This is a genomic window from Acetobacter lambici (assembly GCF_011516885.1).
Taxonomy (GTDB): domain Bacteria; phylum Pseudomonadota; class Alphaproteobacteria; order Acetobacterales; family Acetobacteraceae; genus Acetobacter; species Acetobacter lambici.
Map to the genome: position 1 here is coordinate 85,305 of NZ_WOTD01000005.1, position 12,011 is coordinate 97,315.

Annotated in this window: 10 protein-coding genes; 6 read left to right on the plus strand and 4 right to left on the minus strand. The window is 60.3% G+C overall.

Annotated features, from left to right (window positions below; all coding sequences use genetic code 11):
• Positions 1 to 9: 9 nt before the first annotated feature.
• The 4 genes from GOB86_RS04590 to GOB86_RS04605 all read right to left on the minus strand — a co-directional run bounded on the left by GOB86_RS04590 (position 10) and on the right by GOB86_RS04605 (position 5,627).
• Entirely contained in the window at positions 10 to 2,511 is a 2,502-nt protein-coding gene (locus tag GOB86_RS04590) for a mechanosensitive ion channel family protein (RefSeq protein WP_165991195.1), read from the minus strand.
• A gap of 135 nt (positions 2,512 to 2,646) precedes the next feature.
• Entirely contained in the window at positions 2,647 to 3,309 is a 663-nt protein-coding gene (locus tag GOB86_RS04595) for an RDD family protein (RefSeq protein ID WP_165991196.1), read from the minus strand.
• Between the two features lie 56 nt (positions 3,310 to 3,365).
• Complete coding sequence (argJ, locus tag GOB86_RS04600) at positions 3,366 to 4,613, minus strand: bifunctional glutamate N-acetyltransferase/amino-acid acetyltransferase ArgJ (RefSeq protein WP_165991197.1); 1,248 nt, start codon at positions 4,611 to 4,613, stop codon at positions 3,366 to 3,368.
• 84 nt (positions 4,614 to 4,697) lie between these two features.
• On the minus strand, positions 4,698 to 5,627 hold the full coding sequence (locus tag GOB86_RS04605) for a peptidylprolyl isomerase (RefSeq protein ID WP_165991198.1): 930 nt from the start codon (positions 5,625 to 5,627) through the stop codon (positions 4,698 to 4,700).
• A gap of 246 nt (positions 5,628 to 5,873) precedes the next feature.
• On the opposite strand from GOB86_RS04605, the gene secA reads away from it, so the two are divergent.
• Genes secA through ybgC form a run of 6 tightly spaced genes read left to right on the plus strand, consistent with a single transcriptional unit; the run spans position 5,874 to position 11,984 of the window.
• Entirely contained in the window at positions 5,874 to 8,597 is a 2,724-nt protein-coding gene (secA, locus tag GOB86_RS04610) for a preprotein translocase subunit SecA (RefSeq protein ID WP_165991199.1), read from the plus strand.
• A 40-nt stretch (positions 8,598 to 8,637) separates the two neighbouring features.
• Positions 8,638 to 9,387 (plus strand): YebC/PmpR family DNA-binding transcriptional regulator, encoded by a 750-nt coding sequence (locus GOB86_RS04615; RefSeq protein WP_165991200.1) that lies wholly within the window; start codon positions 8,638 to 8,640, stop codon positions 9,385 to 9,387.
• Positions 9,388 to 9,389: 2 nt separating this feature from the next.
• A complete protein-coding gene (gene ruvC / locus GOB86_RS04620) occupies positions 9,390 to 9,896 on the plus strand; it encodes a crossover junction endodeoxyribonuclease RuvC (RefSeq protein ID WP_165991201.1) in 507 nt (168 codons plus the stop codon).
• Positions 9,893 to 10,501 carry a Holliday junction branch migration protein RuvA gene (gene ruvA, locus GOB86_RS04625; protein WP_165991202.1) on the plus strand — a complete coding sequence of 203 codons (609 nt, stop codon included), beginning with the start codon at positions 9,893 to 9,895 and terminating at the stop codon, positions 10,499 to 10,501. The genes ruvC and ruvA overlap by 4 nt, the downstream gene beginning before the upstream one ends.
• On the plus strand, positions 10,498 to 11,574 hold the full coding sequence (gene ruvB / locus GOB86_RS04630; protein WP_165991203.1) for a Holliday junction branch migration DNA helicase RuvB: 1,077 nt from the start codon (positions 10,498 to 10,500) through the stop codon (positions 11,572 to 11,574). The genes ruvA and ruvB overlap by 4 nt, the downstream gene beginning before the upstream one ends.
• The gene (ybgC, locus tag GOB86_RS04635) at positions 11,571 to 11,984 is read left to right on the plus strand and encodes a tol-pal system-associated acyl-CoA thioesterase (RefSeq protein WP_165991204.1); all 414 of its coding nucleotides are present in this window, start codon (positions 11,571 to 11,573) and stop codon (positions 11,982 to 11,984) included. Before ruvB ends, ybgC begins: the two co-directional genes overlap by 4 nt.
• The last annotated feature ends 27 nt before the right edge of the window (positions 11,985 to 12,011 follow it).

Sequence of the window (12,011 nt, forward strand, 5' to 3'; positions counted from 1 at the left end):
ATGGGTCTCTTATTCGTGGGTTTTGGGTGGCGTGGCCTGTGGTGTGTCCGTTGCAGGCTGTTGCGTAGGCTTTTGCACGGTTTTGGCAGGTGCTGGCGCATTCTGCGGCATGGCGGGCATGGCGTCGAGCGCCATGTGCAGCGGCACGTTGGGCGGCGTGGTGGAGTAACTGGTGGGGGTGTAGAACTTAACACCGGCAGCCGCCATGCGCAGGGCAATCCGGCGGTAGAACTCGCGCTGGACTTTCCACTTCATCATCGGAGCGGTTTTGATGATGCCGAGCAGCACAGCGCCGTTCCCGTCCGAACTGTCCACACCCAGATCGGTATAGTCAGAGAAGATCATGGGGCGGAAGGCATCTTCCTTGCGCATGTCCTCAATGGTTTTCTGCATGATTTTGACGACCTTGCCCGTGTCCTCGCTCAGGTCCAGCGTCTGGCGCACAATAATCTGGTTAAAGCCGCGCGCGGTATTGGCGATGGAGGTCACGGAGGAGAACGGGATAATGTGCAGGTCACCATCAAACGACCGGACGCGCAGGGTGCGGATGGACAGGTGCTCAACTGTTCCGGCAATACCGCCCGTTGTCACCCAGTCCCCGACCTGAATGGCGTCTTCTGCCAGCATGAAAAAGCCGGTGATCACGTCTTTGACAAGGCTTTGCGAACCAAAGGACAGGCCAACACCCAAAATACCCGCACCCGTAAGCAGCGGTGTTACGTTGATCCCGATCTGGGAGAGGGTAGTCACAGCAACAAAAATAATGATCACGGTCAGCAGCACGGTGCGGATAATGGGTAGCACCGTGCGCAGCCGTGCGGCCCGTGCCTCCTGCGCGCTGGCGGAATAGCGCGAGATCTGTTTGTTCAGAATACTGTTCACAGTCTCCCACGCCAGAGCGGCAATGGTCATGCCAATCAGCAGGCAGGCCGCGGCCCCAACCAGCCGCAGACCAAGGGCTGAGTGGAGGAAGAAGTCAAAAGTGGGAATGCTCCAGCTCTGCGCAACACAGATCGCGGTGGTCAGAATAATGGCAATGGTCATGATCTTGCGCACGAACGGATAGTAAAAATCCGCCCGTTTCTGCAGGTCGGGGTACTGGGCCTGCAATTCCGGACCAACACGGAACAGCCGGTCCTGTAGCCCATAAACCAGCAGGGCCAGCACGCGAGAGACAATAAGGCACAGGAAGGTCAGCAGCGTGCCGTGCAGAATCCACTGGTAGCCCCCCTTCAGGTGCGCAGCCCAGACAAACCACAGGGCCATGTCCAAGAACATGACAGGCACCCACCACAGCTTGGCCAGCGTGCCAGCAAACGCCCACAGGGCATTTTTGCGCAGCCCGGGAGATGGCTGGAGCGCGCGGGCCACAATATGGCGGATACGCCAGATAAAGGCGGCAATAATCAGGTGCTGGACCAGTACCACGCCGCGCATCATGGCTTCCACCCCGCGTGTGTCCAGATCAAATTCGCGGCCCAGAATGGACAGGCAGATTACAATGGACGGGGCGGCTACCAGCACGTTCCACCAGCGCGTTAGCAGTCGGGCCGTGTCATCTGGCATGGGCAGCAGGCGGATGGCGGGGGAGCGGGGGACCAGAATGGTTTCAATAATCAGGTACAGGCAGCGGGCAATGGCGTAGGCGTTCACCAGTGTAAGGGCCACCGTGCGCGCCTGATCGGTGGAGGTCAGGAACTCCGCGCCAAGGTAGCCCAGCAGCAGGCAGATACCCACAGGCAGCAGCTTGAGCAGAAAATGCATGGCGTTGTAGGGAACGCGAATAAGGTAGCGCAGTACCTCGTCCCCCCGGCGCTGGTCCGTTTCACGCGTTTGGGTTGTATCGGTGTCTGTGGGGGTGTCTGTGTCCGGGGCTGCTGTGGCGGCATCTGTGCTGGGGGTATTGTTTCTGCTCTGGGCCTCGGCCAGCCGGGCTTCGCGCGCTTCCGCCATTTTTTTTACGGTGGTCAGGGGTTTGCGCAGGCCAATGCTGGTTGCGCGTTCCGCTACAAGGGCAAAGGCGATAATCAGAAGGGCGCGGCCAAAGGAATCCAGCAGGGACTGGCGCGACTGCGGGTTCTGTATCTCGTGGCGGAACCATGTGCCCACAGCGCCCAGATCGGTAAACAGGCTGGTAAAGTTGTCCACATACTCGGTGGCGGTATTGCCCAGATCATCCAGTTCCGAATGAACGGAATTGTCTATGACCGCGGGCGAGGCCGCATTTGCCGCGGCAGGCTTGGGGGCAGCATTTGCTGGAGCCGGGGCTTGGGGGAGCCCCTTGGCCATGAGCGAGAGTGTTTTTGTAAAGTCGGCGCGCTTTTGCGGGTCGTTCAGCACGTTCAGGAGTTGCTGGGCGTCCTGCTGGTTCAGCCCGCCAGCCTGTGCCGCTGTTGGGGTGTCAGCCAGAGCCGGCGTGTGGGGGAGTAGCCCCCAGCCGAGCAGAAGGACAAAACAGGTTTTGAATATCCAGGAAAAAAAGAAATACCGGTCCCGGCTGTGTGCGGTCATGACCTGCCCTGTCCTTTGCTGAACGGTTTGGGGGTTTTGCGCTACGCGCTTGATGTTGCCCGCAGGGTAGGAGGCAAATCTGGCGGTATCAAGACCGACAACCGGTTCAACTGTTATTCGGGTAGGGGTATGGGGTCAGTCGTGGGGCGGAAAAGGCACAATCGGGGCAGGTTTTGTGTGCCGTAGCACCAGAGTGCCTGCAATCATGTCATGCAGACCCTGTTTGCGCTGGGTGAAGGCCACCATCAAAACCCCGATATAAAGTAGGGGAAAGGACAAAAACGCCTTGATGACAAACCGCAACAGCGCGCGCAGGTGGGAAATCTGCCCCCCCTGAAGTGTGACAACCTCCAGCCGGAACAGCCGCTTGCCCGGCGTTGCCCGGAACGAGGATGCCTCGAACATAACGCAGTACAGCATGGGCAGCAGGGTAAGAAGAATGCCAAAAGTATGCCATTCCGAACCCGCATGCAGGTGCGGGATCAGGACCGAAACAGGGCTGGCATGCGGCACGGATGTTGTGGCGATATTGACCACATCCACCGTCTGGCTGGAAGCATCGGGAATGGGCAGTTCTTCCCAGTCCACATTGATCTTGGGGCCAAAAAACAGGCTGAGAATACCTTCAGCCGTGCTCAGGATGATCGCATCAATCACAAACGCCCACACACGCCACCAAAAACCTGCATAGACCCATATATCGGGCTGCTGTTGTGGAGGCGCGTTCCACAGGCCGGAGCCATCCGGTTGGGGCTGCGGTGCCGCACCCCAGCCGGGTGGAGGCGTAATGCTGGACATGGTCAGGCTCCCTGGTATGCCGCAGGCTGGCGGATCATCTGTAAAAAACGGAACGCTCAGCTACGGTATGAGCCGTTGATGTCGATGTAACCGTGTGTCAGGTCGCAGCTCCATGCGCGGGCCGTGCCGGTGTCCAGCCCAAGATCAACCGCAATATCAATTTCCTGCCCCTTCATGTGGGCGACTACGGGTGTTTCGTCATACCCTTCGGTTACGGTCCCGTCGCGGGCAATGCAGACCCCACCAATAGACACGCTCAGCGTGTCCCTGTCTGCGGGTTCACCGCATTTGCCAACAGCCATGACCACCCGGCCCCAGTTGGCGTCCTCGCCCGCAATGGCGGTCTTGACCAGTGGGGAGTTGCCAATGGCCATGGCCACACGCCACGCGGATTCGTCAGATACTGCGCCACTGACCGTAATGGTCATGAGTTTGGTTGCCCCTTCCCCATCACGGATGACCAGCAGGGCCAGCTCCCGTAGCAGGTCATCCAGCGCTGTGCGAAAATCAGCCAGAGCGGGGTCGTGCAGTGCGTCTACCGTATCGGCTACCGGGGCGTTGCCCGCAGCCCCCGTGGCGAACAGTAGAACCATGTCGGAGGTGGAGGTGTCGGAATCGACCGTAATGCAGTTGAAGGTGCTTTTGACCCCGCTACCCAGCAGGGTTTGCAGAACAGGGGCGGGTAGGGCGGCATCCGTTGCCACAAAGGACAGCATGGTTGCCATGTCGGGCGCGACCATGCCACTGCCTTTGGCCATGCCCTGAATAACCACATCCGTGCCGTTGATCTGCGTTTTGCGCACAGCAGCCTTGGGGAAGGTATCCGTGGTCATGATCCCGCGAGCCGCCGCTTCCCACCCTGTTTCGGACAGGGCTGCGTGGAGTGCGGGCAGGGCGGTGGTAATACGCTCGGCGGGCAGGATTTCCCCAATCACGCCGGTGGAGGCCAGATAGACCTCATCGGGCGCGCATCCGGCTACTGTGGCTGCGGCCTGTGCCGTGGCCTCGCATGTCTGGCGGCCTGCGCGGCCGGTGAACACGTTTGCGTTACCAGCATTTACGACCAGTGCGCGGGCCTGCCCGGTGGGCAGAATGGCGCGGCACCAGTCCACGGGGGCGCCGGGGCATTTGGATTTGGTAAAGACCCCCCCCACCGTGGTGCCGGGGGCAAATTCGGCCAGAACCAGATCGGTCCGGCCTTTGTAGCGGATACCCGCGGCAATGGCGCCAAGCCTTACCCCACGAACAGTGCCAAGCTCAGGCAGTGGCTGGGCAAGGGGAGAAACGGGGAGAGACTGCGCCATCTGGCGGTATCCTTGGTAGATGTCATCCCCGCTCCACATCAGGGTATGCTTGTGTGGAGCGGGGATGTTAACGGTTGGAGTATTTTATTTTTTGGGTGCGGCAGAGCCAGCGCCAGCGGCGGGTGCATCTGGCAGCGGCTTGCCGGTGGTCGGGTCAAAGCGCACGATTTTTACACCAGCAGCGGCTTTTTCCACGGCTTCACGCACGTATTTCTGGATCAGGGCCTGACGGACCTTGTCATGCACCGCGTCCAGCGTGGGGGTCGGGTCCGTGCGCGTGTCCAGCACCTGAATAACGTGGTAGCCGTACTGGCTCTGCACGGGTTTGGTGCTGATTTCACCCTTCTTCATGGCAAAGGCGGCATCAGAGAAGGCGGGGATCATGTCGCCTTTTTTGAACCAGCCAAGGTCGCCACCATTCTGTGCGGCACTGCCCTTGTCGGTAGAGACTTCTGCGGCCAGTTTGCCAAAGTCCGCGCCGCCTTGCAGTTTTTTAATAACGTCGTTGGCTTCGGCTTCGGTCTTGACCAGAATGTGGCGTGCGTGAACTTCCTGCTCGGCAGGTTTGCCCACGTAGTTTTCATTATAATACTGCTTGATCGAGTCATCAGACAGGTGGGGCATCACCTGCTGGGACAGCCACGCATTCTGGAGCGCGTTGTCCGCTGCCGTCTTCATCAGCTTCTGGGTGTCGGGCTTTTTGTTCAGCCCTTCCTTTTCCGCTGCGATCAGGATGGCTTTCTGGTCCGCCAGCTGGTTGATCAGCATGGGGTAGATCAGGGTCGGGGGGAGCTGGCGCATCTGCGGCGGCATGGTGCCCATGGCGTTCTGCACATCGGCAACGGTGATTTTCTCACCATTAACGGTGGCGACAACCGTGTTCGGGTCAGTGGGCTGGGCAGGTGCTGTGGAGGCCGCCGGTGCCGGAGCCGCCGCAAAGGAGGGAGCACACAGCATGGAGGAACCGAGCAGGGCAGTAGCTGCCAACCCGAACGCGTAGGGAATAAACCGCATAGGACAAAACCTTAAAGTCGGTAAAAAAACAGTCCGATATGTATGAAGGAGGCTATCCGCCCCGGCAACCCCTGTTTCGTTCGGATATGGGGGCTGGGCGGTAAGCTTGGTTGACCGAACACCAGCCCGGTCCTATTTTGCAGGGCAAGCCACGCAAAATGCCTGTGTCTTTCACTCTGCCCCGCTTCCTTTTTGCGGGTTCGAAGCAGGGGTAAGGCAAGGCTGCACTGTTCTGGAAAGGTGTTCATGCTTTCACGCTTCGTCCGCGCCCTGTTCGGCACAGCCAATGACCGGACGCTCAAGGCATTCCAGCGCCGTGTGTCGGAAATTAACGCCCTGGAGCCTCAGATTCAGGCTCTGGATGATGCTGCTCTGGCAGCCAAAACCATAGAGTTCAGGGACCGGTTGGCCAAAGGAGCCACACTGGACGACCTGCTGCCCGAGGCATTTGCCGTCACGCGCGAGGCATCGCGCCGTGTGCTGGGCATGCGCCATTTTGACGTGCAGCTGATCGGCGGCATGGTTCTGCACTCCGGTCGCATTGCGGAAATGCGCACGGGGGAAGGCAAAACGCTGGTGGCAACGCTGGCTGTGTATCTGAGCGGCCTTTCTGGCAAAGGTGTGCATGTGGTCACGGTCAATGACTACCTTGCCTCGCGCGATGCGGCGGAAATGGGGCAGCTTTACAATTTTCTGGGCCTGACCACGGGCGTGATCGTGCCCAACATGCCAGACGAGCAGCGTCGGCAGGCCTATGCCGCGGATATTACCTACGGCACGAACAACGAGTTCGGGTTCGACTACCTGCGCGACAACATGAAGTACCAGTTGGGCGAAATGGTTCAGCGCCCCTTCCACCACGCGATTGTGGATGAAGTGGACTCGATCCTGATTGACGAGGCCCGGACCCCGCTCATTATCTCCGGCCCGGCAGAAGACAGCTCCGATCTGTACCGCTCGGTCGATGCTGTGGTGGCCCAGCTTGTGCAGGACCCCACCACATACGAAAAAGACGAAAAATTCCGCACCGTTATTCTGACCGATGCCGGTTCGGACGCGGTCGAGCTTCTTCTGCGTGCTGAAGGCGTGCTGGATGAGGGCGGGCTGTATGACCTGCACCACGTAGCCGTGGTGCACCATGTGCAGCAGTCCCTGCGTGCGCACACCCTGTTCTCGCGCGATGTGGATTACATCGTGCGTGACGGCAAGGTTGTGATTATTGACGAGTTCACCGGCCGCATGATGGAAGGCCGCCGGTACTCCGATGGTCTGCATCAGGCGCTGGAAGCCAAGGAACACGTGGAAGTCCAGCAGGAAAACCAGACGCTGGCCTCCATTACCTTCCAGAACTTTTTCCGTCTGTACCCCCGCCTTTCGGGCATGACCGGCACGGCCATGACCGAGGCCGATGAATTTGCCGAAATCTATAATCTGGACGTGGTGGCCATTCCCACCAACCGGCCCGTGGCCCGTAAGGATGAGGACGACGAGATTTATCTGACGGAGGGCGAAAAATTTGCCGCCGTTGTCAAACTCATTCACGAGGTGCACCAGCGCCAGCAGCCCATTCTGGTCGGCACCACCTCAATCGAGAAGAGCGAGGCCCTGTCCGCCCTGCTCAAGAGCGAGAACATTCCCCACCACGTGCTCAACGCCCGCTTCCATGAGATGGAGGCCAAGATTGTGGCGCAGGCCGGGGCTCCGGGGGCCATTACCATTGCCACCAACATGGCTGGCCGCGGGACGGACATCAAACTGGGCGGCAACGTGGACATGCTGATCGGCCAGCAACTGGGCGATATGGATGACACCCCCGAACGCGCTGCGGCCGAGCAGGAAATCCGCGACCGCGTGACCCGCGACTACGCCATTGTGCGTGAGGCCGGTGGCCTGTACGTCATCGGCACGGAACGGCATGAAAGCCGCCGGATTGACAACCAGCTACGCGGCCGCGCCGGGCGGCAGGGTGATCCGGGTAATTCCAAGTTCTTTATCTCGCTCCAGGACGACCTGATGCGGATTTTCGGGTCAGACCGCATGAGCGGCATGTTCCAGAAGATGGGCATGCAGGAGGGCGAGGCCATTGTGCATCCATGGCTGAGCAAGGCACTGGAACGGGCGCAGAAAAAGGTCGAGGCCCGTAACTTCGACATGCGCAAGAACACGCTCAAATATGATGACGTGATGAACGACCAGCGCAAGGAAGTGTACGCCCACCGGCGTGAGTTCATGGCGCAGGATGACGTATCCGCCATTGTGGCCGAAGCGCAGGATGATGTGACCGATACGCTGGTGGCCCGCCACATTCCCCAAAAATCCTTTGCCGAGCAGTGGGATGTTGAGGGGCTGACCCAGCAGGTCCACAAGGTGTTCGGTCTTGACCTGCCGATTGCCGACTGGGCGCGTGAGGACGGCATGGACGCCGAGAGCGTGGCCGAGCGGATCAGTCAGGCGGTTACCCAGTCTCAGGCCGCGCGGGCTGCCAATATTGGCCCGGACCTGATGCGGTTTATTGAAAAGCAGATTCTGCTCACAACGTATGACGCGGTGTGGAAGGAACACCTGCACGCGCTGGACCAGCTCCGTCAGGGCATTGGTCTGCGTGCATACGGGCAGAAGGATCCGCTGAACGAATACAAGCATGAAGCCTTCCAGCTCTTTACCTTCATGCTTGAGGAAATGCGCCAGCGCGTTGTGTCGCTGATGGCGCATGTGGAGGTCTCGCCTCCGCCGATGGAGAACCCCTTTGCAGACACGGCGGCCATCCATGCCGACCCCGAAGTTGCAGGGTATGCCTCGGAACCGGGCACCGGGCTTACGCCGGGTGCCGCACCGGAAATGGCTATACCCATCGGGGGTAGCGCCATTATGCCGGATGATCCGTCAAGCTGGGGAGAAACCCCCCGCAACGCGCCATGCCCATGCGGATCGGGTAAAAAATACAAGCATTGCCACGGGCAGTTAGGCTGAGCACGGCCCGCCCGCTGGCAGGACAGGTAAGGTAAGGAATATGGCTGGTCATTCCCAGTTCAAGAACATCATGCACCGCAAAGGTGCGCAGGACGCCAAGCGCGCCAAGCAGTTTGGCAAGATCATCCGGGAATTGACCGTGGCCACGCGCTCCGGTCTGCCCGACCCCAACTCCAACCCGCGCCTGCGGGCCGCCATTGTGGCCGCGCGTGACGTGAACATGCCCAAGGACACCATTGAGCGCGCCATCAAAAAAGCATCCGGCGGTGCGGGTGGTGATGATTACGTGGAAATGCGCTACGAGGGCTACGGCCCCGCAGGCGTTGCGGTGATTGTGGAAGCCCTGACGGACAACCGCAACCGTACCGCGTCGGAAGTGCGGGCTGCGTTTTCCAAATGTGGGGGTTCCATGGGGGAGACCAATTCCGTCTCCTTCATGTTCCGCAGGCTTGGGGTCATTACGTACCCCGCGTCCGTTGCCTCCGAAGATGACATGCTTGAAGCCGCGATCGAGGCCGGGGCCGAGAACGTGGTCTCCACCGATGCGACACATGAAGTGACGTGCGAAGTGGAATCCTTTTTTGCGGTCAAGGACGCGCTGGAAGCCCGCTTTGGCGAGGCGGAAAGTGGCAAGCTGGACTGGCGGCCTGAAAACACCGTGACACTGGATGAGGAAAAGGCCCAGAGCCTGTTCAAGTTCCTTGATGTTCTGGAAGACAATGATGACGTCCAGAACGTCTATGCCAATTTTGACCTGCCGGATGATCTGGCGGAAAAACTGTCGGCCTGATTGTGGTACGTCTGCTCGGCATTGATCCCGGCCTGCGGTTTACGGGGTGGGGCGTGATCGATGTCGAGGGCAACAGGCTCCGGCATGTGGAAAACGGCGTGATCGCCACCAACAGCGCGGATAGCGTGCCAGACCGGCTGAAGGTTCTGCACGATAATCTGCATATGCTGATCGAACGCCTCCAGCCCGCCGAAGCCGCGGTGGAGGAAACCTACGTCAACCGCAACGGGGCCGCGACCCTCAAGCTGGGTTATGCCCGTGGTGTGGCTCTGCTGGCCCCCGCCCTTGCCGGGTTGAGCGTGGCCGAATACGGTGCGCTGTCGGTTAAAAAAGCAGTGGTTGGCACCGGCTCGGCTGATAAAAAACAGGTGGAAATGATGGTGCGCAGGCTTTTGCCGGGCGTGGAGGTCCTTCGGGCGGATGCGTCCGATGCTCTGGCCGTTGCCATCTGCCATGCCCACCACAGGGCCAGTGCCCGCCACATTGCAGCCGGAGTGCGCATGGCATGATTGCGTTTTTATGCGGCCTTGTCATTCAGGTGGATCTGGGCAGTTGTGTGGTGGACGTGAACGGCGTGGGCTATCTGGTCGCGGCCTCCACCCGCACTCTGGCGGCCCTGCCCAACCCGCCTGAAAAAGCCCGGATTCTGATCGAGACCGTGGTGCGTGAGGACGCCATCCTGCTCTATGGTTTTTCTGAAAGTGCGGAGCGCGAGTGGTTCCGTCTGCTTACAGGGGTGCAGGGCGTTGGGGCCAAGGTGGCACTTGGTATTCTATCCGCCCTTTCCGCTGGTGAGCTGGTTGCGGCCCTGACCACGGCGGACAAGGCCAGCCTGATGCGCGCCCCCGGAGTGGGAGCCCGTCTGGCCGAACGGATTCTGACCGAACTGCGCGACAAGGCCGGCAAAATGCCCGGTAACAAGGGCGGCTTTAGTGTGCCGGTCATGGCCACACCCGTTGGCAGTATAGAGGCCGACGCCCTTATGGCGCTGGCCGGGCTTGGCTTCCGCCGTATGGAGGCCGCCCCCGTTGTGCGCCGCATTATGGAGGCCAGCGGGCCGGATGCCACGTTGGACACAGTGCTGCGTGACAGCCTGAAGGATCTGGCGCGATGAGCGCGGAATTTACCCCCGAGCGCGAGATTGACGCCACCCGGCAGGGTGAGGATATGGGCGAGGCCGCACTTCGGCCGCAAACCCTGTCCGACTTTACGGGGCAGAAGGCCAGCCGTGAGAATCTGTCCGTTTTTATCCACGCCGCCCGGAACAGGGGCGAGGCACTGGACCATGTGCTGCTGCACGGGCCGCCGGGCTTGGGCAAAACCACACTGGCCCAGATTGTGGCGCGTGAACTTGGTGTGGGGTTTAGGGCGACATCTGGCCCGGTTATCCAGCGTGCTGGAGATCTGGCGGCTATTCTGACCAATCTGCAACCGCGTGATGTGCTGTTTATTGATGAAATCCATCGTCTCCAGCCCGCGATTGAGGAAATTCTCTACCCCGCGATGGAGGATTTTCAACTAGATCTGATTATTGGTGAAGGCCCGGCTGCCCGCTCCGTGCGCATTGATCTGCCGCCCTTTACGCTGGTGGCGGCCACCACGCGCGCGGGCCTGCTGGCTACACCTTTGCGTGACCGCTTTGGCATTCCGCTCCGGCTGGTGTTCTACACGCCAGAGGAACTGACCCGCATTGTGGCGCGTGGGGCGGAAAAGCTGGGTTTTGCCCTGTCCGCCGGAGGGGCGATGGAAATCGCGCGCCGCTCGCGGGGGACCCCCCGCATTGCCGGGCGGCTTTTGCGCAGGGTGCGTGACTTTGCCTCCCTTTCCGTGCCCGAAGGGCAGGTGGTTGAGGTCGACGTGGCCGATGCCGCCCTGACCCGGCTGGAAGTGGACGCGCTGGGTCTGGACGGCATGGACCGCCGATACCTGCGGCGCATAGCAGAGTACCACCACGGTGGCCCCGTGGGCGTGGAAACATTGGCCGCAGCACTAGCCGAATCGCGTGATACTCTGGAAGATGTGATTGAGCCGTTCCTTATTCAGGAAGGGCTGGTCCTGCGCACAAGCCGTGGCCGTGTGCTGGGCGAGCGGGGATGGCGGCATCTTGGTTTGACGCCCCCACCCAGACCAGAAAACACAGCCGGCCCCCAGATGGATTTTCTGGCCGATGATGAGGAAGCTCCATGAGCAGCCATTCCATAGATTTTCGTGTTTATTATGAAGATACGGATGCGGGGGGCATTGTTTACCACGCCCGGTATCTGGCCTTTGCCGAACGGGCAAGGACTGAGGCCATTCGCAGTTGCGGCATGCCTGCCTTGGGCCTTTTGAATGATTATGGTCTGGTGTTTGTGATGCGTGACGCCAAGCTGACCTACCGCACCCCCCTGCGGCTGGATGACGTGCTGACCGTGACAACACGCCTGATGTCGCTGCGTGCGGCCAGTTGCCGGCTGGAACAGATTGTAACCCGTGGGGCGGATGTTGCGGCCGAGGTGGACGTGGGTCTGGCATGTGTTCGTGCGGCAGATGGACGTCCTGCCCGATTTCCGCCTTTATGGCATGATCTTCTGAGCAGGCTGGCACCAAAGGATTAAAAGCGCCTCTTCTGCTTTTTTACGGAA

Excerpts from the sequence above, each read along its gene's own strand:
- secA (WP_165991199.1), top strand. The coding sequence starts at position 5,874 with ATGCTTTCACGCTTCGTCCGCGCCCTGTTCGGCACAGCCAATGACCGG.
- GOB86_RS04595 (WP_165991196.1), bottom strand. The coding sequence starts at position 3,309 with ATGTCCAGCATTACGCCTCCACCCGGCTGGGGTGCGGCACCGCAGCCC.
- GOB86_RS04615 (WP_165991200.1), top strand. The coding sequence starts at position 8,638 with ATGGCTGGTCATTCCCAGTTCAAGAACATCATGCACCGCAAAGGTGCG.
- ruvB (WP_165991203.1), top strand. The coding sequence starts at position 10,498 with ATGAGCGCGGAATTTACCCCCGAGCGCGAGATTGACGCCACCCGGCAG.
- GOB86_RS04605 (WP_165991198.1), bottom strand. The coding sequence starts at position 5,627 with ATGCGGTTTATTCCCTACGCGTTCGGGTTGGCAGCTACTGCCCTGCTC.
- ruvA (WP_165991202.1), top strand. The coding sequence starts at position 9,893 with ATGATTGCGTTTTTATGCGGCCTTGTCATTCAGGTGGATCTGGGCAGT.
- ybgC (WP_165991204.1), top strand. The coding sequence starts at position 11,571 with ATGAGCAGCCATTCCATAGATTTTCGTGTTTATTATGAAGATACGGAT.
- argJ (WP_165991197.1), bottom strand. The coding sequence starts at position 4,613 with ATGGCGCAGTCTCTCCCCGTTTCTCCCCTTGCCCAGCCACTGCCTGAG.
- GOB86_RS04590 (WP_165991195.1), bottom strand. The coding sequence starts at position 2,511 with ATGACCGCACACAGCCGGGACCGGTATTTCTTTTTTTCCTGGATATTC.